Source organism: Micromonospora palythoicola (assembly GCF_036689795.1).
GTDB classification, from domain to species: Bacteria; Actinomycetota; Actinomycetes; order Mycobacteriales; family Micromonosporaceae; genus Micromonospora; species Micromonospora palythoicola.
This window is the reverse complement of the sequence record NZ_JBAGKI010000066.1, coordinates 1-23,251: the sequence shown is the minus strand read 5'-3', so window position 1 is coordinate 23,251 and position 23,251 is coordinate 1. Positions and strand designations below refer to the sequence as shown.

Below are 23,251 nucleotides of genomic sequence, written 5' to 3'. Positions count from 1 at the left end.
GCCGCTGCTGCCGCTGCCGCGCGGGGAGTAGCAGCGGTGCCGCCGTCGCACCGACGCGTCGACCGGTCATCGCCGGCAGGCTCGGTCGTACGGCAATCGACATCTCTTGACGAGGAGTTTCCCGATGAAGGCGATCGTGCAGGACCGGTACGGCTCCCCCGACGTCCTGCGGATGCGTGAGGTGGACGTCCCGACGCCCGGCGACGACGAGGTGCTGGTTCGGGTACGGGCCAGCTCGGTCAACGCGTACGACTGGCACGCGATGCGGGGCGATCCGTATCTGGCCCGACTGTCGTTCGGGCTCCGCCGGCCCACCGCGCCGGTCCGGGGTCAGGACTTCGCCGGCCGGGTCGAGGCGGTCGGTCGGGCGGTGACCCGCTTCCGGCCCGGCGACGAGGTGTACGGCGAGGCCGGCCCCGCCGGCGGTGCGTTCGCCGAGTACGTGTGCGTGGCCGAGAAGTTGGTCGAGGCGAAACCGGCGAACCTGAGCTTCGAGCAGGCGGCGGCGATCCCGCTGGCGGCCACCACCGCTCTGGTCTGCCTGCACGACGGCGCCCGACTCCAGGCGGGGCAGCACGTGCTGATCAACGGGGCGTCCGGCGGGGTGGGCACCTTCGCGGTGCAGTTGGCCAAGGCGTACGGCGCACAGGTGACCGCGGTGTGCCGGACCCGAAACGTCGACCTGGTCCGGTCGCTCGGCGCGGATCATGTCGTCGACTACACCAGGGAGGATTTCGCCCGTACCGACGCGGTCCGTGCCGGCCGCCGCTACGAGGTGCTGCTCGACCTGGTCGGCAACCGGTCGCTGACCGACTGTCGGCGGGTGCTCACCCCGGACGGGACGCTGCTGCTCTCCGGCGGCGGCGTGTTCACCGGCGGCAGTGTCTTCGGGCCGATGAGCCTGCTGATCCGGGGGCCGCTGGTGGGCCGTCTCGTCCGGCGCCGCATCGTCGCGCCGTCCGCGGCGGCGGGCCGGGGGCACCTCGCGACGCTGCGGGAACTGGCCGAGTCGGGCAGGCTCACCCCGGTGATCGACCGGACCTACCGGCTGGACGAGGTGCCCGACGCGATCCGGTACGTCGAGACCGAGCATGCCCGCGCCAAGGTGGTGGTGAGCCTGCTACCCGACAACTGACGGTGATACAGCCCTCGTTTCACCACCTAGCCGTGGTGTTGCTGCAACGATGCAAGACGTGGGAACTGCGAAGACTACGACGCCCGCCATCTCGCCGCTCACCGGCGAGCCGATCAAGCCTGCCGATGCCGAGCGGCTCGCGGGAGTGCTGAAGGCATTCGCCGATCCGGCCCGGTTGCGACTGCTCAGTCTGATCCAGTCGTCTCCGACGGGGGAGGCATCCGTCAGCGACCTCACCGCGCCGCTCGGACTTTCCCAGCCGACGGTGAGTCATCACCTGCGGATCCTCACCGAGGCCGGTCTGCTCGAGCGGGACAAGCGCGGTGTCTGGGCGTACTACCGTCTGGTGCCGTCGGCGATCGCCGCGATCGCCGACCTGTTGACGCCGCCGCGCAAACGAGCGGCGAAGAAGAGCCGCTGACCGGGAGCGTCGACGGCCGGCACCTGTGCCGGCCGACCCGGCACCTGGCCTGCACGACGTCGCCGAGCCGATGGCCGTTCTCCTGGCCATCGGCCCGTCGGCGGTTGCGGCCGACATCGGGTGCGCCGGCCACATTGTGGGCGATTCACCGATAATTCATCGATGTTCATCTATACTTGGCGAAGCGTGGATCCCGTCCCATCCATCTGAGTCAGGACAGAGCCATGAAACGCATCCCGCTGAGAGCCGCTGTGCCCGTCGGGCTGGCGATCGCATTGATCGCCGGCCCGCTGGGGGCACCGGCCACCGCGCAGGCGACCGTACCCATCACCCTAACCGGCGCCAGCGCCAGCAGTCCCAGCACTGACGTCACCATCGCCGGGCGGGCCGTGACGATCACCGCGCCGGGCACCTACGAGATCAGCGGCACCCTCAACGACGGCTATCTGAGCGTCGACACCGCGGCCTCGGGTGCCGTGAATCTGATTCTCAACGGTGCCACGATCAGCAACTCAAGCAACGCGCCGCTGCAGGTCGCCGACGCCGACGAGGTCGTGATCACACTCGCCGCCGGCACCACCAGCCAACTCTCCGACGCGACCCGTTACGTCTACCCGGACCCGAGCACGGACGAGCCGAACGCCGCCCTGTTCAGCACCGCCGACCTGCGGATCAACGGGACCGGCGCGCTGACCGTGCGGGGCAACGCGTACGACGGCATCACCAGCAAGGACGGCCTGGTCATCGAGTCCGGCACGATCACGGTGAACGCGGTCGACGACGGCATCCGGGGCAAGGACTTCCTCGACATCACCGGAGGCAGCCTCGACGTCACCGCGGGCGGCGACGGCATCAAGTCCGACGACACCGAGGCGGACCGCGGTCGACTCGCCATCACCAACGGCACCGTGCGGGTGAACGCCGGTGACGACGCCATCAAGGGCGAGAACACCGTCGCCATCTCCGGTGGCACGGTCACCGTCACCAACTCCTACGAGGCGATCGAGAGCCGGCAGGTCACCATCAGCGGCGGCAACGTCAACGTCACCGCCCGCGACGACGCGATAAACGCGGTCGAGGACGGGTACGGCGACTTCGACGTGGCGCCGAACGCGTTCGTCCGGTTCACCGGCGGGACCACCCTGGTCAACTCCAGCATCGACGGCATCGACTCCAACGGCTCGGTGACCTTCGCGGCCGGCACCGTCGTGGTAAGCGGACCGAGCACCGGCAGCCCCGGTGAGGGCGCGATCGACTCGAACGGCCCGGTGCACTTCACCGGCGGCACGATGCTCGGGGCGGGCTCGACCTCGATGGCGGTGTTGAGCCTGCCGCCGACCTCCGGCCAGGGCTGGGTGGCTCCCCAACTGTCCAGCAGCCAGCCGGCCGGCACCCTGCTCCACCTCGTCTCCGGCGGCCAGGTACTCGCCTCCTACCGGGCCCCCAAGAACTTCCGCGAGGTGGTCTTCTCCTCAAACCGGATCCAGCACGGGCAGACCTACGAGGTCTACCGGGGCGGTAGCCTCTCCGGCACGACGATCGGCGGCATGGCCACCAGCGGCGGCAGCATCGCGGGAGCCACCAGGCTGATGACCGTCACCGCCGGCCAGTACCGCGGCGGCCTGGTCGGCTGGCCGCCCGGCGGTCCGGGTTGGCCGCCGCCGACGACTCCGCCGCCCACCACCCCGCCGCCGAACCCGACCACTCCGCCGCCGAACCCGACGACCCCGCCGCCGAGCGCTGGCGGCTGTACGGCGACCTACAGCGTCGCCGGCCAGTGGCAGGGCGGCTTCCAGGGCGAGGTGCGGGTCACCGCCGGCTCGACCGCGATCAACGGTTGGCGGGTGACCTGGACCTTTGCCAACGGCCAGACGATCAGCCAGGTGTGGAACGCGACAGTCAACGCCAGCGGCTCGGCGGTGACGGCGACCAACGTCTCCTTCAACGGTTCGCTCGGCGCCGGGGCCAGCGCCACCTTCGGATTCCTCGGCAGCTGGAACGGCAGCAACTCGGTACCGACCCTGACCTGCACCGCGTCCTGATCGGTATCCACCGCCCGATCAGGGAGCCCGGCACCGGCCGGTGCCGGGCTCCCTGGCCACGGGCTGCCAGACTGCTCGCATGCTGCCCCCGCGCTGTCACGTCTGCCATCTCGAACCCGCTCGGCCACCGCTCGGCGACATGCGCAGTGACTTCGTTCTGGTGTACTTCGCCGACGCCGTCAACCCGCCACCCGGCTGGGTGGGACACCCACCAGGCGCGGTGTGGTTCTGCGGGGAGCACGCGCCACTCGGTGCGGATCGGGAACATCTGGGCAGCGAAAGCGCACTGCGCGACATCGACATCAAGCTCGGCCGGTTGCCCAGGCTACTGCCGAAGCTCGACCGTTAGCGAACTCCGGCGTCGGTCAGGCCCGGGAAGCGCCGTACGGCAGGTGTTCGCGTGCTGAACGTGACGTCCGGCGACGTCCGGTTCCTGCTCGACCTCGACCGCGGCCCGGCCTGGGACGGCAAGCCGCTGCGGATCCAGGTCCTGCGCCCCGGTACGTCCGCGCCGACCGTCGTCGACGTCATCGACACGGTCAACGGTCGGGTCACCGACTTCACGGTGCCGCTCGACGCCGCCGACGGTGACTGTGTGATGCTCCGCGTCTCCGACCCGTCCCTCGCCAACGGCACGCCCGGGCCGGCCGGCCACCCGTGCAACGACTTCGGGGTGGCGTACACCGGCCCGTGGCTGCGCCCCTGAGCGTGACCGTTTCGCTCGGCACGGATCGGCGCGGCGCCAGCAGGTCGTCGAGGTAGCCGGCACGGGACCGGATCGCCGGTGGGCCGACGACGGCACGTCGCCGGCCCACCATGTGCCTGTTACCGGACCCGAAGCCGCTGGTGGACACCGGCAGCGGGCGCGTAGTTCCGGTCACCGGAGTAGGCGACGTGGACCGGGTACACCCCGGCCTCCAGTTCGGCGGTTGGCAGCTTCACCACGGCCTTGCCGTCGGCCAGCGGCACCACCTGGGTGGCACCACCGAAGGTGACGGTGATCTCACCCGTCACCTTCGGTGTCTTCTTGTGGCGGGCCTGGGCCCGCACGTCGACGTGCAGCGTGAAGATGCCGCCACGGACGATCGACGCCGGCGTGGCCGTTGCCTTGATCACGGTCCGTGCCGTGCCCACGGTGTCGACTTCCGACCACAGGTGGTCGCGGGCGAAGATGGTGAACAGTTGGCTCGCCGTCATGCCGTCGTGCGCGCCGGGTACCTGGGCGGTCTCGGCGGCGTACCCCCGGGCCCTGAAGTTGTCCGCGATGGCGTTCTGCGCGTTGAGGCTGCCCTCGAAGACGCCGTTTCCGAGGAACACGAAGAGGTCGTCGTCCCCGACTGCGGCCGCGACGTTGTCGTAGTCCTGAGCGGACAGGGACGGGTTGCCGGAGAAGTGCCCGTAGTAGGCGAACGTGGTGGGGTAGCCCCTGATGACGTGGGCGCCCGTCATGCCGCCGTAGGAGAACCCGGCGTAGGCGCGGCCCGCCCGCTCGGTGGAGACGTTGTACTTCTCCTCGATGAGCGGAAGGATCGTCTGGACCAGGTTGTTGGCGGCGTTGGTCTGGTTGTAGGAGCCGAAGCCGAGGCTGGTGCCGGTGAAGTGGTTGCCCATGGTGACCACCACCGTGGGCTCGATCTCGCCCCTGGCCGTCATGTTGTCCAGGATGTTGGGCACGTTCGCCGGGACCATGAAGTCGGTCTCGTCACCGAAGATGCCGTGGGCGAGGTACGCCACCTTGTACGGCTCCGCCCGCTTGGGGTTGTAGTTGGCTGGCAGATAGACACCGAGGTAGTGGCCGCTGTCGCCCAGGATCGTGGTGTAGGGGATGTACGAGACGGTGCCCCGCTTCCTGCGGTCCGCGATCGGAAGTTCGTACTCGGCACGCTCCTTCAACACCGGGTCGTTCTGCTTCCTGGCGTACGGCACGTACACGGCGTCGAGGACGTCGTTGTTCCTGACCCGGAACGAGGACTCGCCCGGCGGGCGGGGGTTCGTCGAGGCGGGATCCCAGATGCGCTTGTTCTCCCAGCCCTGGGTCGGGTCCCAGACCCGGTACCAGTAGCTGATCCCGCCGGCGTGCAGCGGCAGCGAGACCGACCAGTAACCCTTCGAGTCCCGGGTCATGTCCCTGAGGAACTCGGTGCCGCCGGAGTGGTACCGCCCCGGCTGCCACTCCTCCGGCTGGTAGCGGGTGTTGCCGGTGCCGACGTCGAGCAGAGTCAGATCCCCGGCGAGGCGGACCTGCGTCGCGTCGGGATTGTGGTAGACGAACGTGACGGTGTATCCGGTCGGTGAACCGCGGTCCGGCTTGACGGTCGCCCCCTCCACCACCGGGCGCTTTCCTCCTCCGGCGACGGCTGGTGCGGAGATGGCGGCGCTGGCACCGACACCGAGCGTCATGATCGTGAGTAACGAGATCGCACGGCTGAGCCGGCGTCCGGTCGGTCTCCTCATCTGGGACTACTCCTCTATGGTCTGGCGCGGCCTCATCGTGATCTACGGCTTCTTCCGGACATCGACCATCGAGGGACGTTCCGCCTCACCTCCAACCCGACGTCCTGCGGGAGCGCGGTCAGCCCCAGGGCCGACCCGTGCACGTCCCATGTCGGCCCGATGGTCTGCTAAATCGAATTAGCCTCGGTAGTGTGGCCGGGGTCACCGTCAGGTGTCAAGGGTGTTGCGGCGGTGTTGCGTGATCTGTCGCTCCTGACCACGGCCCGACCGGGCAAACGCGGCGAGCGCCGTCACCGCGTTCGATCCGGCCGACCGTCGACCGCTCCGAGCCGCGGACATCCGCGACAGCCGCCGGTCGGCGTGGTCTCCAGGCCGGCCAGTGGTGTCCGCGACCACCGAACGGGTGGCGACGTGAAAAGCGCGTTAAGAAACGCCGGTTCCCCGTGATGGTCGCGTTATAGCCCCTGTCGTCCGGGGGCGAGTGGCGTTGTGATTGCGCGGCGCGGCCGGATGGGGGTCGCGCGGAACCTGTTCCGGAATGAGGAGTCAGACGTGTCTGACGTGCTGTTCGTGCTGTTGACGGTGGCGCTGTTCGCGGCGCTCGCCCTGGTGGTGAGGGGCGTGGAGAAGCTGTGAGCGCCGTCAACGCCATCGGTCTGGTGCTGGCGATCGGCCTGGCCGTGTTCCTGGTGGTCGCCCTGCTGTTTCCGGAGCGGTTCTGATGACCATGACGACAGCCGGTGTGCTGTTCATCCTCTCCCTCGTGGTGGCGCTGGTCGCCGTGCACAAGCCCTTCGGCGACCACCTGTACCGGGTGGTCTCCGGGGCCAGGCAGTCCCGCGTGGAGCGGGGCGTCTACCGCCTGGTCGGGGTCGACCCGGCCGCCGAGCAGACCTGGGGCGTGTACGCCCGCAGCGTGCTGGCCTTCTCGGCCGTGTCGATTCTGTTCCTGTACGGGTTCATGCGGTTGCAGAACCACCTGTGGCTGTCGCTGGGCTTCGACCCGGTGATGACGCACGGCGCGTGGAACACCGCCGTGTCGTTCGTGACGAACACGAACTGGCAGTGGTACTCGGGTGAGTCGACCATGGGTCATCTGGTGCAGATGGCCGGTCTGGCGGTGCAGAACTTCGTCTCCGCGGCCGTCGGCATCGCGGTCGCCGTCGCGCTGGTCCGGGGCTTCGCCCGCAGCCGGACCGGCGAACTGGGCAACTTCTGGGTCGACCTGACCCGGATCACGTTGCGCATCCTGCTGCCGATCTCGGTCCTCGGCGCCCTCGCCCTGATGGTCGGCGGTGCGGTGCAGAACCTGTCCGCCGGCACCGACATCACCACCCTGACCGGGGGCAGCCAGACCATCACCGGCGGCCCGGTGGCCAGCCAGGAGGTCATCAAGGAGCTGGGCACCAACGGTGGCGGTTTCTACAACGTCAACAGTGCCCACCCGTTCGAGAACCCGACCACCTGGACGAACTGGCTGGAGATCTTCCTGCTCCTGCTGATCCCGTTCAGCCTGCCCCGGGTCTTCGGCCGGATGGTGGGTCAGGTCCGGCAGGGCTACGCGATCGTCGCGGTGATGGCCGTCCTGGCGATCGCGAGCATCACCCTGACCAACGTCTTCGAGCTGGCCGGCGACGGCACGGTGCCGCAGGCGGTCGGGGCGGCCCTGGAAGGTAAGGAGGTCCGGTTCGACGTGTCGAACTCGGCAACCTTCGCCGCCTCGACCACGCTCACCTCCACCGGTGCGGTGAACTCGTTCCACGACTCGTACACCGCCCTGGGCGGCATGATGCCGCTGGTCAACATGATGCTCGGCGAGGTCGCCCCCGGCGGTGTCGGCGCCGGCCTGTACGGCCTGCTGATCCTGGCGGTGATCACCGTGTTCGTCGCCGGCCTGATGGTCGGCCGGACGCCGGAGTACGTCGGGAAGAAGATCGGTGCGCGGGAGATCAAGCTCGCGTCACTGTACTTTCTGATCACCCCCGCTCTGGTGCTGATCGGCGCGGCGGCGGCGTTCGCCACCGGCAACAACTCGACGGCGCTCAACGTCGGGCCGCACGGGCTGTCCGAGGTGCTCTACGCGTTCACCTCGGCGAGCAACAACAACGGCTCCGCGTTCGCCGGCATCACCGTGAGCACACCGTGGTGGAACACCGCACTGGGGCTGTGCATGCTGCTCGGCCGGTTCCTGCCGATCATCCTCGTGCTCGCCCTGGCCGGCTCCCTCGCCCGCCAGCAACCCACCCCCGCCTCCGAGGGCACCCTGCCCACCCACCGGCCGCTGTTCGTCGGGATGGTCGTCGGCGTGACGGTGATCCTCGTCGCGCTGACCTTCCTGCCCGCCCTCGCGCTCGGCCCCCTGGCTGAGGGGCTGTGACCACCATGAGAGAGAAGGAAATGACCACCTCCACGCCGGCACCACACGGCACCGCCGACGCGGCGACCGCCGGCACACCGGCCGTCCAGGGCAACCGGGTCGGCGGCGGTCTGCTCGATCCGAAGCAGCTGCTCACGTCGTTGCCGGACGCGCTGCGCAAGCTCGACCCGCGTACCCTCTGGCGAAACCCGGTCATGCTGATCGTCGAGATCGGAGCGCTCTTCACCACCGTCCTCGCGGTGGCGGACCCGTCGGTGTTCGCGGTCGCGATCACCGTCTGGCTGTGGCTCACGGTCGTCTTCGCGAACCTGGCCGAGGCCGTGGCCGAGGGCCGGGGCAAGGCACAGGCCGCCGCCCTGCGCCGGGCGAAGACGGACACCGTCGCCACCCGGGCTCTGGGCTGGACCGCGGGCGCCACCCCCGGCACCTACCGCACCGAGTCGGTGCCCGCTCCACAGTTGACGCAGGGCGATGTGGTCGTCGTCGAGGCCGGCGAGATCATCCCCGGCGACGGGGACGTGGTGGAGGGCATCGCCAGCGTCGACGAGTCGGCGATCACCGGCGAGTCGGCGCCGGTGATCCGGGAGTCCGGCGGTGACCGGAGCGCGGTCACCGGCGGCACGAAGGTGCTCTCCGACCGGATCGTCGTGATGATCACGCAGAAGCCGGGCGAGAGCTTCATCGACCGGATGATCAACCTGGTCGAAGGGGCCAACCGGCAGAAGACCCCGAACGAGATCGCGCTGAACATCCTGCTCGCCGCACTGACGATCATCTTCCTGCTCGCGGTGGTCACCCTTCAACCCCTCGCGATCTTCTCAAAGAACTACCAGGGGGCGGCTCCGGACACGCAGGCGATCACCGACGCCGGCGTCAGCGGGATCGTGCTGGTGTCACTGCTGGTCTGCCTCATCCCGACCACCATCGGGGCGCTGCTGTCCGCGATCGGCATCGCCGGCATGGACCGTCTGGTGCAGCGCAACGTCCTGGCGACGAGCGGCCGGGCCGTAGAAGCCGCCGGCGATGTGAACACGCTGCTGCTGGACAAGACCGGCACCATCACCCTGGGCAACCGGCAGGCCGCCGAGTTCGTTGCGGTCGACGGGGTCGGCGTGGCCACGGTGGCCGACGCGGCGCAGTTGTCCAGCCTCGCCGACGAGACCCCCGAGGGTCGGTCGATCGTGGTGCTCGCCAAGAACGAGTTCGGGTTGCGCGAGCGCGAGCCCGGCCTGATCTCGCACGCGACCTTCGTGCCGTTCACCGCGCAGACCCGGATGAGCGGCGTCGACCTGACCCCGGACGGCACCGTCGAGGCCGGCGCCGCCGGGCCGACGCGCCGGATCCGCAAGGGTGCGGCCACCGCGGTGATGAAGTGGGTACGGGAGAACGGCGGTCACCCGACCGAGCAGGTCGGGCAGCTCGTGGACGAGATCAGCGGCCTCGGCGGCACCCCGCTCGTCGTCGCCGAGCACGCCGCCGGCGAGCCGGCCCGCGCGCTGGGTGTCATCCACCTCAAGGACGTGGTGAAGGCCGGCATGCGGGAGCGGTTCGACGAGATGCGCGCGATGGGCATCCGGACCGTGATGATCACCGGTGACAACCCGCGCACCGCGAAGGCCATCGCCGACGAGGCAGGGGTCGACGACTTCCTCGCCGAGGCCACCCCGGAGGACAAGCTCGCCCTGATCCGCAAGGAGCAGGAGGGCGGCCGACTGGTCGCGATGACCGGCGACGGCACCAACGACGCCCCGGCGCTCGCCCAGGCCGACGTCGGTGTCGCCATGAACACCGGCACGTCGGCCGCCAAGGAGGCCGGCAACATGGTCGACCTCGACTCCGACCCGACGAAGCTGATCGAGATCGTCGAGATCGGCAAACAGCTGCTGATCACCCGGGGTGCGCTGACCACCTTCTCGATCTCGAACGACATCGCCAAGTACTTCGCGATCATCCCGGCCATGTTCGCCGGCATCTACCCCGGTCTGGACGCCCTCAACATCATGCGACTCGCCAGCCCGGGGTCGGCGATCCTCGCGGCGGTCATCTTCAACGCGATCATCATCGTCGCGCTGATCCCACTCGCGTTGCGGGGGGTGCGGTACCGGCCCGCCGCCGCGTCGAAGCTGCTCAGCCGCAATCTGCTGGTCTACGGCCTCGGCGGCATCGTGGTGCCGTTCGTCGGCATCAAACTCATCGACCTGCTTCTCCAGCTCATCCCAGGGATCTCGTGATGCGCCTACCCAACTGGCTCGCCCAGCACCTCGCGGCGCTACGTGCGCTGCTCGTCTTCACCGTGCTGCTCGGCCTCGCCTACCCACTCGCGCTGGTAGCCGCGGGCCGGATCCCCGGCCTCGCGGACGAGGCGGACGGATCACTGCGGGCCGTCGACGGGCGGACCGTCGGCAGTTCGCTGATCGGCCAGTCCTTCACCGACGCGGACGGCAACCCGGTCCCGCGTTACTTCCAGTCCCGCCCCTCCGCCGCCGGGGACGGCTACGACCCGACCGCCACCGCCGCCAGCAACCTCGGCCCGGAAAACGTGGTCGACACCCTCGCCGCGGACCCGGACGAGTCGACGCCGAGCCTGCTCACCCAGGTATGCGCGCGTAGCAGGGCCGTCGGCGAACTCGACGGCGTGGACGGCCGCCGACCGTACTGCACCCCGGACGGGGTCGGCGCGGTGCTCGCGGTGTTCCGTGCCGACGGCCTGACCGGGGCGGTGACCCGGGTGGTGAGCGTCAACCAGGTCGCACCGGCCACGCCGTTCGTCACCAGCTACGAGGGGGTACCGGTGGAGCTGGCGCGGCCCGGTGAGGACTACGTCGCCGCCGGAGCCCTGGTCACGCCGATCCGGGGTGACGCACCGGCCGACCCCGCGGTACCCGCCGACGCCGTCACCGCCAGCGGCAGTGGCCTCGACCCGCACATCTCCCCGGCGTACGCCGAGCTACAGGTGAACCGGGTCGCACGGGAGCGGGACGCGGACCTCACGGCGGTCCGTCGTCTGGTCGAGAAGCACACCAGCGGCCGGTCGCTCGGCTTCATGGGTGAGCCCGGGGTCAACGTGCTGGAACTCAATCTGGCGCTCGACCGGGAGTTTCCCGCCGGCTGAGAGGTTCGGAAGGGCCCCTTGCTGTACACATGGCGGTGACAAGGGGCCCTTTCCGTCGTCGAGAAGGGGAGGGGTGCGATGGCGCGCGGGGAACTGCGCATCTATCTCGGCGCCGCACCCGGCGTCGGGAAGACGTACGCGATGCTGGAGGAGGCGCACCGCCGGGCCGAGCGCGGCACCGACGTGGTGATCGGGTTCGTCGAGACCCACGGTCGTACGCACACCGCCGCGATGATCGGGGACCTGGCGCAGGTGCCCCGCCGCACGATGACCTACCGGGGCGTCGAGTTCACCGAGATGGATCTCGACGCGGTGCTCGCCCGGCGGCCCGAGGTGGCCGTCGTCGACGAGCTGGCCCACACCAACGTGCCCGGCTCCCGCAACGACAAGCGCTGGCGGGACATCCAGGAGCTGCTGGACGCCGGGATCACCGTGCTGTCCACGGTCAACGTCCAGCACCTGGAGTCGCTCAACGACGTCGTCGCCCAGATCACCGGCACCACCCAGCGGGAAACCGTGCCCGACGCCGTCGTCCGCGCCGCCGAACAGGTCGAACTGGTCGACATGACTCCCGAGGCGCTACGCCGACGGATGGCCCACGGCAACATCTACCGCCCCGACAAGATCGACGCCGCGCTCGGCAACTACTTCCGGGTCGGCAACCTCACCGCCCTGCGCGAACTGGCGCTGCTCTGGCTCGCCGACAAGGTCGATGAGCAACTCGACGCGTACCGCGCCCAGCAGGGCATCTCCGCCACCTGGGAGGCCCGCGAGCGGGTTGTCGTCGCACTGACCGGCGGGCCGGAGGGTGCGACGCTGATCCGCCGCGCGGCCCGCGTCGCCGCCCGCAGCAAGGGCGCCGACCTGCTCGCCGTGCACATCGCCCGCAATGATGGGCTCGCCGGCGCCGACCCCGCGCAGCTGGCGCGGCAACGGGTGCTGGTGGAGAGCCTCGGCGGCACGTACCACCAGGTCCTCGGCACCGACATCCCCGCCGCGCTGCTGGACTTCGCCCAGGGCGTCAACGCCACCCAACTGGTGCTCGGTGCCAGTCGGCGCGGGCGCTTCGCGCAACTGTTCTCCCGGGGCGTCGGGGTCACCACCACGGCACTGTCCGGTCCCATCGACGTACACCTGGTCACCCACGCCGAGGCCGGTCGCGGTCGGCGCGGTCCGGTGGTGCCCGCCGCGCTGTCCCGGCGGCGCCGGCGGTACGGGTTCGCGCTCACCGTCGTGGGTATGCCGGCCCTGACCGCGCTGCTCAAGGCGCTGCCCGACCTCACCCTGACCAACGACATTCTGATCTTCCTCGCCGCCGTCGTCGGCGTCGCGCTCGTCGGCGGGCTCTGGCCGGCGCTGCTCGCGGCCCTCGGCGGATCTCTGTTGCTGAACTGGTTCTTCACCCCGCCCTATTACACGCTGACCATTGCCGAGGCGGACAACCTCCTCGCCCTGGGCGTTTTCGTCGGCGTCGCCGTGGCGGTGAGCTGGGTGGTCGACGTGGCGGCCCGGCGGACCCGGGAGGCGGCTCGGGCCTCCGCCGACGCGCAGACCCTGGCCACCGTCGCCGGCAGCGTCCTGCGCGGGCAGCGGCCCCTGCCGGCGTTGCTGGAGCGGCTCCGGGAGACCTTCGCGCTGCGCGCGGTCAGCGTGCTGGAACAGACCGGCGAGGCGACCGGCCGGCCCGACCGGGACCGGGAGACGCAGGCCTGGCGGGTCGTGGCCAGCGTCGGCGAGTCGCCGGCCGGCACCCCGAGTGCCGGTGAGACGGCAGTACCCGTCGACGACCGGTTGACCGTCGTGCTCTGCGGCCGGCGACTGGAGGCCGCCGACCGGCGCATCGTCGAGGCGTTCGCCGCGCAGGCCGCCGTCGCGCTCCGACAGGAGCGCCTCGCCGAGGAGGCCGCCACCGCCCGGCCGCTGGCCGAGGCCGACCGGATGCGCACCGCACTGCTCGCCGCCGTCAGCCACGACCTGCGTACCCCGCTGGCCTCGGCGAAGGCCGCCGTGTCCAGCCTGCGCAGCCCCGACGTGGAGTTCGACCCCGAGGACCGGGACGAGCTGCTGGTGACCGCGGACGAGTCCCTCGACCGGCTCGGCCGGCTGGTGGCCAACCTGCTCGACATGAGCCGCCTGCAGGCCGGCGCACTCGGCATCACCGTCGCATCGATCGGTCTGGAGGACGTCGTGCCCCGCGCCCTGGACGAGCTCGGCCCACCGGCCGCCGATGTCAGCACCGACATTCCGACCGAGCTGCCCGCGGTCACCGCCGACCCGGGTCTGCTGGAGCGGGTGCTGGTCAACCTCGTCGCGAACGCCCTGCGGCACAGCCCGCCCGGACAGCCACCCACGATCACCGCAAGCGCCCATTCCGGCCTGGTCGAACTCCGCGTCATCGACACCGGCCCCGGCATCCCCGAGGACCAGTGGGACCACGTGTTCCTGCCGTTCCAGCGTCTCGGCGACCGGGACACCACCACCGGCGTCGGCCTCGGCCTGGCCCTGTCCCGCGGGCTCGCCGAGGCGATGGGCGGCAGCATCAACCCCGAGACCACCCCCGGAGGAGGACTCACCATGGTGTTGCGGCTACCCGCCGCGACCGTGGCCACGGAGGGTGCGCCGGAATGACCCGGATCCTCGTCGTCGATGACGAACCCCAGATCCTGCGCGCCCTGCGCATCAACCTGCGCGCACGGGGCTACGACGTCGACGTCGCCGGCACCGGAACCGCCGCGCTGAAGCTCGCCGGTAGCCACCCACCCGATCTCGTCGTGCTCGATCTCGGCCTACCCGACCTTGACGGCGTCGACGTCATCCGTGGGCTCCGTGGCTGGACCGCCGTACCCATCATCGTGCTGTCCGGCCGCGCCGGCAGCGACGACAAGGTCACCGCTCTCGACGCGGGTGCCGACGACTACGTCACCAAGCCGTTCGGTGTCGACGAACTCCTGGCCCGCATCCGCGCCGCCACCCGCCGGCACACCACCGGAGCGGACGCGGCCAGCCGCACCGCGCGGCTCGGCCGGCACACCGTCGACCTCGCCACCCGCACCGTCGTCCGCGACGACGGCACCGAGGTCAAACTGACCCCCACCCAGTGGGCGGTGCTCGAAACACTGCTCCGCAACCCGGGCAAGCTGATCAGCCAGCGCCAACTGCTCCACGAGGTGTGGGGGCCGGGATACGAGACCGAGACCGGCTACCTGCGCCAGTACCTGGCCCAGCTCCGCCGCAAGCTCGAACCCGACCCCGCCCGGCCCCGGCACCTCATCACCGAACCCGGTATGGGGTACCGCTACCAGCCCTGAACCGGACGTCGACCGCCGCCACCGCCGCCCGGAACCGCGGGGGGTGGCGGCCGGCCGTCGAGCGGGCCGCCGCCCGCTGGTCAGCCGACGCCGTACTCGCTGGCCTCTGTGGTCATGGTCCGCAGACGTACCCAGGTGATGGCCCGGTCGGTCACCTCGGCGATCTCCGCGGTCAGCCCGGGCAGCTCGACCACCTCGCCCGGCTTCGTCGGGATGTGACCGAGATGGGCCAGCAGCAGTCCCGCCACGGTGGTGTAGCCGCCGGTGTCGAGCACCTCGGGAAGGTCGACGCCCACGTCCGGCAGGTCGTGCAGCGGAAAGCCGCCCGGCAGCAGCAGGGCGCCGTCAGGCTCCCGGACGACCGACTGGACGTCCCGGTCGGTCTCGTCGTAGATCTCGCCGACGATCTCCTCGACCAGGTCCTCCATGGTGACGATCCCGTCGATGGCACCGCGCTCGTCGACCACGAGGGCGAACTGCTGCCGCTGTTGGCGCATCTCCCGGATCGCCTCGGTGACCTTCAACGTCTCCGGCAGGTACAACGGCTCGCTGACGTACGCGGCGACCGGTCCTTCCTGGTCGAGCAGGTCCCGCAGGTGCACCACGCCGACCGTGTCGTCCAGGCCACCGCGTCCCACGACGGGGGCGCGGGTCTGCCCCGACCTCCCCAACTCCCGCAGCGCCTGCGGCGCGGACAGCGACTCGCTGAGCGTGACGACGTCCCGACGGGGCACCAGGATCTCCCGGAGCACCCGCTCGGCGACCTCGAACGCTCCCGAGATGATCATCCGATGTTCCGGGGTGAGGTTGCGCTGGGCGGCCACCATGTCCCGCAACTCCTCCGTGGTGACCTCCTCCCGTCGCGCCCGCGGATCACCGCCGGTCATCCGGACGACCGCGTCGCTGGCGGCGCCCAACAGCCACACGACCGGTCGGGAGACCGTCGACAGCGCGTCCAACGGACGGGCCACCAGCAGCGCCCATCCTTCGGCGCGCTGCATCGCGATGCGCTTGGGCGCCAACTCACCCAGGACCAGGGTGACGAACGTCAGCAGGACGGTCACCAGGACGACGGACGCGGGCTCCGCGCCGCCGCCGAGGAATCCCAGGGGCTCCACGAGCGGCTGGGCCAGGGAGACCGCCGCCGCCGCCGACGCCAGGAAGCCCGCCAGGGTGATACCGATCTGAATCGTGGCCAGAAACCGGTTCGGGTCGCGGGCCAGCCTGGCCAGCACCCGTCCTCCTCGGGAGCTTCGCTCAAGACGCTCCAGTTGGCTTTCCCGTAGCGACACCAGGGCCATCTCGCTGCCGGCGAACACCGCGTTCACCGCAACCAACACCAACACCAGCGCGACCTGCGCGCCATAGCCGCCCACGGCCCGTTCGACGCCTCCCTGACCGGACCCTCCGGAACATCAACCGTAGCGACGGTCGGCAGGCGGTGCCGCGCCACCCGGCGGTTCGACGTACGCAGCGATGAGAGCCGGCAGTTTCCGCAGCTGGAACCTCGCGCGGGCGACGAAATCCGAACAACCGATATCAATAGACGATCATTGATATCTTGTCCGATTGGTGTGATACTCGCTGGAAGCGCTCCCAAACCCGTCCCGGTGAGCGTTTCAGAAACGGAGGATGCACCGTGAGTTCACACCATCCCCACCGATCCGGCCGGCGATCCCGGCCCACCGTCCGGGCGCTGGTCCTGGCCCTCGCCGTGGTGACCGCCCTGCTGCCCTGGACCGGTGCCGCCCAGGCCCACGGCACCGTGATCAACCCGGCGACCCGCGCCTACCAGTGTTGGCAGAACTGGGGTCACCGGCACATGGATCCGGCGATGCAGACGCAGGACCCGATGTGCCACCGGGCGTTCCAGGCCAACCCCGACACCATGTGGAACTGGATGAGCCAGCTGCGGGACGGCCTCGGCGGGCAGTACCAGGCCCGTACGCCCGACGGGCAGCTCTGCAGCAACGCCCTCTCCCGGAACGACGCCCTGAACCAGCCGGGAGCCTGGAAGGCGACGAACGTCAGCCGCAACTTCACGCTCCGGTTCTACGACCAGGCCAGCCACGGCGCTGACTTCTTCCGGGTCTACGTCACCCGGCAGGGCTTCAATCCGAGCTCGCAGCGCGTCGGTTGGGGGAACATCGACCAGATCCTGCAGACCGGGCGCTACGCGCCGACGCAGAACATCTCGTTCAACGTCTCGATCCCGTCCGGGCGTAGCGGCCAGCACGTTCTCTTCGTGATCTGGAAGGCGTCACACATGGACCAGACCTACATGTGGTGCAGCGACATCAACGTCGTCTGATCCAACCGACCGTCAGGCACAACTCGGCTCCGGCCCGGGACGACCGGGTCGGAGCCGAGGCGTCTCGGCGGTGGTGACCGGGTGCGTCCGGTTTCCCGGTGGCCTGCTCGTACGCCGCAGCATCGGCAGGCGGCGAGGTAGCCTCGGGCGGGTGCGGATCCTCGCGTTCCTGGCCGTCTCCGTGGTCGTACTGACCGCCGTCCTGCTGGTCTCCGCGGTTCTGACCAGCGGCGCCCGACGCCGCCGGCACGCCGCGCAGGCGTCCGCCCGCTGGGCGGTGCGGCACTACGCGATACCCGGGCGTGGGCACACCGTCGTCGGGGTGACCCTGACCGACGCGGACGGGCGGGTGCACGGTGAGCACGTGGTGGCGCGGATCCCGGACGATGCCCAGGACTGGCAGCGCGACTTCGTCGCGGCCCGTCAGGAGGCGGAGGAGCGCGCCTTCCATCTCAACATCGACCGTCCACCGATCGAGGGCTGACGGGGGCGGACGCGCCGTTCGTCGGCCGGGCGGGCTACCGCCCCTCGTCGCGCACATCGACGAGGGTGCTGCCGTCGCCGAGCTGATCGCGGGTGATGATGCTCAGGCTGCCGTCGGTCTCCAGCACCACTGCGGCAAGGTTGTGCAGGTCGCCCGCGCCCTGGCTCCGCGCGGCCTGCCGGATCTCGCTCTCCGCCACCCGGGTCGCCCGCAACGTCTCGGTTCGTAACCGCCCGTCCCGTAGCAGCATGGTGGGTCGGGCCTTGAGCACCTTCTGCGACGGCGGCCAGCGGACGGCGAGCAGCGCGACCACGTACTGCAACGCCACCAGCAGGATCAGGGCGAGGATTCCCTCCACCAGCGACACGTCCCGCGACAGCAGGATCGTCGCCAGCGTCGAGCCCAGCGCGACCGTGACCACGAAGTCGAAGGCGTTCAGCTTGGACAGCGTCCGCTTGCCGGAAACCCGCAGGATCACCACGAGCGCCGGGTAGACGACCAACGCGATCACGAGCAGGCGTACCAGGTCGGCAGGATTGTTCAGCACCATCGTGGTGATGTACCCCAACCCGGGGCCCGCGAAGAGCCCAGCGATCAGGTCACCCGTCCAGGTGCCGGAGGCGGTTGCTGACATCGTGCACTCCCGGGGTAAGCCAGGCGAGAGCATGCGCCTCGGCGCTCAGCCCGGCCGTGCTGACCGTGCCCTCGAGCACCACCACCCGGTTCTGCACCTCGATGCAGATGCGCTCGTGGCGCAGTCGCGGATCCTGCTGCATGCGCGTGAGCAACCGACAGGCCAGTCGGGTGTCCGCGGTGGTGGGCTCGGCGTAGAACAGCGGGGGCATGTCGTGGGGAAAGAACCACGGGTGGGTCATGGCTGACTCCTTCAGGGGACGGGGTCTGCTAGAACTGCCCTACCCGGCGGCCACGGCGGACAACACGACGAACCGATGACGGTCTCTGCCCGTGACTGTGACGGTCGGCGGATCTCGGCGCTCGAGGTTTGCTATCGGCGATCTCGGGTAGCGGACAGCACCAGGGCGGCCGACCATGGCTCTGCCGCACGACCGCCAGGAGGACATCACCGTGACCCGCCCAACGCTCCGGGAGGACACCAGGAGCGAGCGCGGGTGGACGGGGTACCGGTGAACCGGCCGGCGCGACGATGAGCCGGCCCACCGACGGTGAGCGGACGCCCGAGGACGCGGTACTGCACGGCGTCGCCCGGCGGCTCGACAAACCGATGGGTGCCCTCGGTGTGCTCTTCGTCCTGGTCGTCCTCGGGCAGGCGCTCGCCGGACATCCCACGCTGTCCACCGCCCTGACCGTCCTGGGCTGGGTGCTGTGGGCGGTGTTCGTGGCCGAATTCGCCCTGCGCGCCTGGCTGGCCCGCCATGACACCCGCCGGTTCTGGCGACGCAACTGGTGGCAGATCATCTTCCTCGCCGTGCCGTTTCTCCGCTTCGCCCGCGCCGCCTCCGCGCTGCGCGCCGCCCGAGCCGGCGGTGTCATCACCGCGGCGGTGCGCGGCTCGCGCTCCGCCGGCCGGCTGTTGACCGACCGGATCGCGTGGCTGGCGATCATCACGACGACAGTCGTCCTCAGCGTCGGCCAACTGCTCGTCGTCACCGGCTCCTACCGGTCGTACGGACCAGCGCTGCACGACGTCGCCCTGGCCACCATCACGGGGGAACCACTCGGCGCGGACGATCCGTTCGCCCAGGTCGTCGAACTGGTGCTCGCGATCTACTCGGTGGTCGTGTTCGGCACCCTTGCCGGTGCGTTCGGCGCCTTCTTCCTCAGCGCCGAGCGGGAGCGAAAGGCTACGGCGACGTGAGGCGACCCCGTACGGGCGCTGCCCGGCTCGCCGAGATCCGGCAGAGTTTCTGGCTCATCCCGGCACTCTTCGCGGCGAGCGCGGTCGTGCTGGCCATCGGCCTGTCGGTGCTGGAACTGCGGCTGCGGCTGCCGGTGGAGCGCATTCTGCCCAGCGGACCTCCCGGTGCCCGGTCCCTGTTGTCGTCGATCATCACGGCGATGATCTCGTTCACCGCGCTGGTCTTCTCCATCACGGTCGTGGCGCTGCAACTGGCCAGCAGCCAGTACTCCCCACGGGTACTGCGCACGTTCCTGCAGGACCGGGTCATCCAGTCCACGCTGGGGACGTTCGTGGCGACGTTCCTCTTCGCGATGGTGGTGCTCGCCGCGCTGCCGGCCCGCGACAGCGACCGGCTGCCCGAGCTGTCCCTCGCCGTGTCGATGTCGCTCGTGCTGGCCAGCACCGCGATGTTCATCTACTACCTGCACCACATCACCACCGTGATGCGGGTGTCGCACATCATCGTCGCCATCGGCGCGCAGACCCGCCGGACGATCGAGCGGCACGTGCCGGAGCACGAGGAGCCGGCCGAGATCGCCGGCGAGGTCGTTCAGGTCGTGCCGGCCACGGCTGCGGGACTTGTCACCAGCGCCGATCTCGCCCTGCTCGCCCGGCTGGCGCGGGAACACGACTGCGCGATCACCGTCGTGCCGGCGCCGGGAGACTTCGTGGTCGCCGGTGCGCCGTTGCTGCACTGCCACCGGCTGCCCGGCGTCGGGCCGCGTCCACTGCCCGACGAACGCGTCGCCAACTCGGTCACCATCGACGTCGAGCGCACACCGGGCCAGGACGTGGGGTTCGGCCTCCGTCAGCTGGGGGACATCGCCGCGCGTGCGCTGTCCCCCGCCTCCAATGACGTCACCACCGCCGTACGCGCCGTCCAGGAGGCACACGACCTGCTCCGTCGGCTCGCGACCCGGCCCGATCCGGTCGGGATCGTACGCGACGACGACGGCACGGTACGGGTCCTGGCCAACCGCCCGACCTACGACACCTACCTGGCGATGATCGTCGACGAGCTGCGCAACACCGCTGACGGAGAACCACGGATCAGCCGGCTGCTCGACGCCGTCGTCGCCGACCTCGACTCCGTCGCACTCCCTGCCCACCGGCCGGCGATCCGGCGGCGGCTGCCGACGAGCTGACGACCCGGCCCGAGGTTCCGCAGGTCTGCCGCTCGTCGCCCCGGACAGGGTCAGGTCGCCCGACCGAAGGGCGGCCCGGCCTCGGCCAGGAATGCCGGCAAGGTTCGCGCCGGCCGTCCGGTCACCCGCTCGACGGAGTCGGTGACCTCCGCGAAGCTACCCGCCCGTACGCGCTCGAAGGTCAGCGCGAAGAGTTCCCGTTCGAACCCGGTGGTCCCGTCGACGGCCTGGTCGACGGTGATCTCGTGCAGGGCAACGGGACGTCCTGCCGCGGCGGAGAGCAGCTCCGCGGTGCGCGGCAGCGTGAGTGACTCGGGGCCGGTGAGTTCGTACACCTGGCCGGCATGCTTCTCGTCCAGCAGCGCCCGCTCGGCGACGGCGGCGATGTCGCGGGCATCGATCCAGGCCAGGCTGGCACCGCCGCTGGAGAACGGCAGCTTCCCGTCGGCGATCTGATCACGGTAGAACCGCGGATCGGTGAAGACCTGCATGAACCAGCTGGGCCGCAGGATCGTCCAGGCGTGCCCACTGTCGCGTACCGCCCGCTCGGCGCGCGGTGCCCATCCGTCGGCACCCATGTAGTCGGCGTCCTGCTCGGACAGCAGGACGATCCGGGCCCGAGCGGGCGTCTCGTCGAGCAGCGCGCCGATGAGGTCCGGCGCGTCCGCACGATCCGGTCGGACGATGTACACGGCGTCGACGCCCTCGGTCGCCGCTTTCCATCCCGAGGGGACGTCCCAGGAGAAGGCGGTCGGTCGCACACCATCCAGGTCGACCGAGGCCGGGTTGCTGCTGCCGCCGAGCACGTCGACGTCCTTGTCTTCGACAAGCAGCCTGGCCAGCGGCGACCCGGTCTTGCCACGGACTCCGGTAATCAGCACGCGGGGCGTACCGGCCCGCGCTGAACTCGGACTCTTCACGTCGAACCCCCATGTTGTTGAGTCACTAAAGTTCCTCACTCAACCTAGACGGCGTTACCTGAGAGAGTCAACTAATCTGGGGTCGTGACCGAGTTGGCCGACACCCTCACCCGGCAGTTGTGGGATTTCGTCTTCGCGTACGACGCGGCCTACGACCGTGCCGCGCAGGTCGCGGGGCTCAGCGCCGCACAGGCGTGTCTGCTCGAACACCTGCCCGAGGACAGTCGACCGATGGGGGAGCTCGCCCTGGAGTTGCGGTGCGACGCCTCGAACGTCACCCAGCTCGTCTCTCGGCTGGAGGCCCGTGGTCTGGTCGCCCGGGTGCCCGATCCGGACGACCGGCGAATCAAGCGCGTGTTGATCACTTCGGCGGGAGCTGACGTGCGCCGCGCCGTCCGGGGGGCGTTCGAGTTTCCGTCCGAGCGGCTGGCATCGCTCACCGACCAGGAGCAGCGCCAGCTTTCCGGCCTGTTGGCGAAGGTGTTGGGTCCGGCTTCGTAGGACCCTGCCGGTGGCGCGTTGCACGGTCTGCTTGGCGACGCCGAACATCGGGCTGCGGGCAGTGACCCGACCGGGAGGAATCCGGTCCGTGCCGCGGCGGGTGACTATGGGTAAGCATCGATGTTAGCGTAACCATGACTCTCTGTTGTCGTCGCTTGCCGTGAGTTCCGATTGTCATGCAGGGCGACGATGTCGCAGGTGGTCGGAGGAAGGTGCGTCGAGGTCACCTGCGCCGGATGTCTGATATCTCCGTAAAGTCGCAGCTCGTGATTCCGGGAACATTACGGCTTGACGAACGGCATGTTATCGCCCACAGTCGATGGGCAAGGACGGCGATGCCTACGGCTTACCGGGCGAGCCTGCTTCGTCGGGCCCATGGACCAGGCGTGTGCGGGGACATGCGGACATCCATGTTAGCGCTAACAGAAGCGCCGCAGGTGCTGGGGAGTGCGCCCGTCCTCGGGTGAACCGCCCGGCTCTCGGTCATTGAAGGAGGAACATGTCTGCCTTTGGTAGGTCTCCATCTCTCCCGCCCTCGCGGCCACGTAGGTGGTTGCTGCGGGCCGCCGCGGCGGGTGTCACGGCGGTCGTCGCCGGTAGCGCCGCCGCCGTGGCGGTGTCGACTCCGGCCGCCGCCGCGACGGTCGACACGAACGCGTGGTACGTGTTGGTCAACCGCAACAGCGGCAAGGCCCTCGACGTGTACAACCTGGCCACGAACGACGGCGCCCGGATCACCCAGTGGTCCCGGAACAACGGCAACCAGCAGCAGTGGCAGTTCGTGGACTCGGGCGGTGGCTACTACCGGCTGAAGTCGCGGCTGTCCAACAAGGTGCTGGACGTCTACAACTGGTCGACCGCCAATGGCGCCGCCATCGTGCAGTGGTCCGACCACAACGGGGCGAACCAGCAGTTCCGGTTGGCCGACTCCGACGGCGGCTACGTCCGGATGATCAACCGGAACAGCAACAAGGTGATGGAGGTGCAGGGCGCCTCGACCGCCGACGGCGGAAACATCGTCCAGTACGACGACTGGAACGGCGCCAACCAGCAGTGGCAGCTCGTCCGGGTCGACGGGGGCGGAAACCCGACGCCGACGACGCCGCCGCCGTCGGGTACGTGCAATCTGCCGTCGTCGTACCGGTGGTCGTCGACGGGGCCG

Annotated in this window: 23 protein-coding genes; 18 read left to right on the top strand and 5 right to left on the bottom strand. The window is 70.0% G+C overall.

Annotated elements, in window-relative coordinates; all coding sequences use genetic code 11:
- The first annotated feature begins 124 nt into the window (after positions 1–124).
- The 5 genes from V5O40_RS23040 (at position 125) to V5O40_RS23020 (ending at position 4,304) form a co-directional block, all read left to right on the top strand.
- Positions 125–1,135 carry an NAD(P)-dependent alcohol dehydrogenase gene (locus V5O40_RS23040; protein WP_332907389.1) on the top strand — a complete coding sequence of 337 codons (1,011 nt, stop codon included), beginning with the start codon at positions 125–127 and terminating at the stop codon, positions 1,133–1,135.
- A 49-nt stretch (positions 1,136–1,184) separates the two neighbouring features.
- Positions 1,185–1,556: an ArsR/SmtB family transcription factor gene (locus tag V5O40_RS23035; RefSeq protein WP_210830450.1), complete on the top strand. Its 372-nt coding sequence runs from the start codon at positions 1,185–1,187 to the stop codon at positions 1,554–1,556.
- Between the two features lie 224 nt (positions 1,557–1,780).
- Complete coding sequence (locus tag V5O40_RS23030; protein WP_332907388.1) at positions 1,781–3,598, top strand: carbohydrate-binding domain-containing protein; 1,818 nt, start codon at positions 1,781–1,783, stop codon at positions 3,596–3,598.
- Between the two features lie 79 nt (positions 3,599–3,677).
- Positions 3,678–3,947 carry a hypothetical protein gene (locus V5O40_RS23025; protein ID WP_332907387.1) on the top strand — a complete coding sequence of 90 codons (270 nt, stop codon included), beginning with the start codon at positions 3,678–3,680 and terminating at the stop codon, positions 3,945–3,947.
- Positions 3,948–3,998: 51 nt separating this feature from the next.
- Positions 3,999–4,304, top strand: coding sequence for a hypothetical protein (locus tag V5O40_RS23020; protein ID WP_332907386.1), 306 nt, complete (start codon positions 3,999–4,001; stop codon positions 4,302–4,304).
- A 119-nt stretch (positions 4,305–4,423) separates the two neighbouring features.
- Here V5O40_RS23020 and V5O40_RS23015 read toward each other — a convergent pair whose 3' ends face one another.
- Entirely contained in the window at positions 4,424–6,052 is a 1,629-nt protein-coding gene (locus V5O40_RS23015) for an Ig-like domain repeat protein (protein WP_332907385.1), read from the bottom strand.
- A gap of 489 nt (positions 6,053–6,541) precedes the next feature.
- Between V5O40_RS23015 and V5O40_RS23010 the strand changes: the two genes are divergently transcribed.
- The 7 genes from V5O40_RS23010 to V5O40_RS22980 all read left to right on the top strand — a co-directional run bounded on the left by V5O40_RS23010 (position 6,542) and on the right by V5O40_RS22980 (position 14,849).
- Complete coding sequence (locus V5O40_RS23010) at positions 6,542–6,688, top strand: hypothetical protein (RefSeq protein WP_332907384.1); 147 nt, start codon at positions 6,542–6,544, stop codon at positions 6,686–6,688.
- Positions 6,685–6,774, top strand: a complete 90-nt coding sequence (kdpF, locus tag V5O40_RS23005) for a K(+)-transporting ATPase subunit F (protein WP_091080931.1) — start codon at positions 6,685–6,687, stop codon at positions 6,772–6,774. The genes V5O40_RS23010 and kdpF overlap by 4 nt, the downstream gene beginning before the upstream one ends.
- A complete protein-coding gene (gene kdpA, locus V5O40_RS23000) occupies positions 6,774–8,429 on the top strand; it encodes a potassium-transporting ATPase subunit KdpA (RefSeq protein WP_332907383.1) in 1,656 nt (551 codons plus the stop codon). Before kdpF ends, kdpA begins: the two co-directional genes overlap by 1 nt.
- Before the next feature lie 20 nt (positions 8,430–8,449).
- Positions 8,450–10,660, top strand: a complete 2,211-nt coding sequence (kdpB, locus tag V5O40_RS22995; protein WP_332907382.1) for a potassium-transporting ATPase subunit KdpB — start codon at positions 8,450–8,452, stop codon at positions 10,658–10,660.
- Entirely contained in the window at positions 10,660–11,541 is an 882-nt protein-coding gene (locus tag V5O40_RS22990) for a potassium-transporting ATPase subunit C (protein WP_332907381.1), read from the top strand. Before kdpB ends, V5O40_RS22990 begins: the two co-directional genes overlap by 1 nt.
- Positions 11,542–11,619: 78 nt before the next feature.
- Entirely contained in the window at positions 11,620–14,169 is a 2,550-nt protein-coding gene (locus tag V5O40_RS22985) for a sensor histidine kinase (protein WP_332907380.1), read from the top strand.
- Positions 14,166–14,849 (top strand): response regulator, encoded by a 684-nt coding sequence (locus tag V5O40_RS22980; RefSeq protein ID WP_332907379.1) that lies wholly within the window; start codon positions 14,166–14,168, stop codon positions 14,847–14,849. The genes V5O40_RS22985 and V5O40_RS22980 overlap by 4 nt, the downstream gene beginning before the upstream one ends.
- Positions 14,850–14,929: 80 nt before the next feature.
- Here the strand turns inward: V5O40_RS22980 and V5O40_RS22975 are convergent, their stop codons facing one another.
- Entirely contained in the window at positions 14,930–16,225 is a 1,296-nt protein-coding gene (locus V5O40_RS22975) for a hemolysin family protein (RefSeq protein WP_332907378.1), read from the bottom strand.
- A 263-nt stretch (positions 16,226–16,488) separates the two neighbouring features.
- Here V5O40_RS22975 and V5O40_RS22970 point away from each other — a divergent pair, with 263 nt between their 5' ends.
- Positions 16,489–17,160, top strand: coding sequence for a lytic polysaccharide monooxygenase auxiliary activity family 9 protein (locus V5O40_RS22970; protein ID WP_332907377.1), 672 nt, complete (start codon positions 16,489–16,491; stop codon positions 17,158–17,160).
- A 151-nt stretch (positions 17,161–17,311) separates the two neighbouring features.
- On the top strand, positions 17,312–17,644 hold the full coding sequence (locus tag V5O40_RS22965; RefSeq protein ID WP_332907376.1) for a hypothetical protein: 333 nt from the start codon (positions 17,312–17,314) through the stop codon (positions 17,642–17,644).
- A 34-nt stretch (positions 17,645–17,678) separates the two neighbouring features.
- Here the strand turns inward: V5O40_RS22965 and V5O40_RS22960 are convergent, their stop codons facing one another.
- Positions 17,679–18,278 carry a DUF421 domain-containing protein gene (locus V5O40_RS22960; RefSeq protein WP_332907375.1) on the bottom strand — a complete coding sequence of 200 codons (600 nt, stop codon included), beginning with the start codon at positions 18,276–18,278 and terminating at the stop codon, positions 17,679–17,681.
- Positions 18,244–18,519, bottom strand: a complete 276-nt coding sequence (locus V5O40_RS22955; protein WP_332907374.1) for a BON domain-containing protein — start codon at positions 18,517–18,519, stop codon at positions 18,244–18,246. Before V5O40_RS22955 ends, V5O40_RS22960 begins: the two co-directional genes overlap by 35 nt.
- A 290-nt stretch (positions 18,520–18,809) precedes the next feature.
- Here V5O40_RS22955 and V5O40_RS22950 point away from each other — a divergent pair, with 290 nt between their 5' ends.
- Both V5O40_RS22950 and V5O40_RS22945 read left to right on the top strand, forming a co-directional pair.
- Positions 18,810–19,481 (top strand): hypothetical protein, encoded by a 672-nt coding sequence (locus V5O40_RS22950; protein ID WP_332907373.1) that lies wholly within the window; start codon positions 18,810–18,812, stop codon positions 19,479–19,481.
- Entirely contained in the window at positions 19,478–20,668 is a 1,191-nt protein-coding gene (locus V5O40_RS22945; protein WP_332907372.1) for a DUF2254 domain-containing protein, read from the top strand. Before V5O40_RS22950 ends, V5O40_RS22945 begins: the two co-directional genes overlap by 4 nt.
- A gap of 50 nt (positions 20,669–20,718) precedes the next feature.
- Here V5O40_RS22945 and V5O40_RS22940 read toward each other — a convergent pair whose 3' ends face one another.
- Positions 20,719–21,549, bottom strand: coding sequence for an NAD(P)H-binding protein (locus V5O40_RS22940; RefSeq protein WP_332907371.1), 831 nt, complete (start codon positions 21,547–21,549; stop codon positions 20,719–20,721).
- 123 nt (positions 21,550–21,672) lie between these two features.
- On the opposite strand from V5O40_RS22940, the gene V5O40_RS22935 reads away from it, so the two are divergent.
- Both V5O40_RS22935 and V5O40_RS22930 read left to right on the top strand, forming a co-directional pair.
- The gene (locus V5O40_RS22935) at positions 21,673–22,089 is read left to right on the top strand and encodes a MarR family winged helix-turn-helix transcriptional regulator (protein WP_269740789.1); all 417 of its coding nucleotides are present in this window, start codon (positions 21,673–21,675) and stop codon (positions 22,087–22,089) included.
- A gap of 499 nt (positions 22,090–22,588) precedes the next feature.
- On the top strand, positions 22,589–23,251 hold a 663-nt coding region (locus V5O40_RS22930; protein WP_332907370.1), incomplete at its 3' end, for an RICIN domain-containing protein.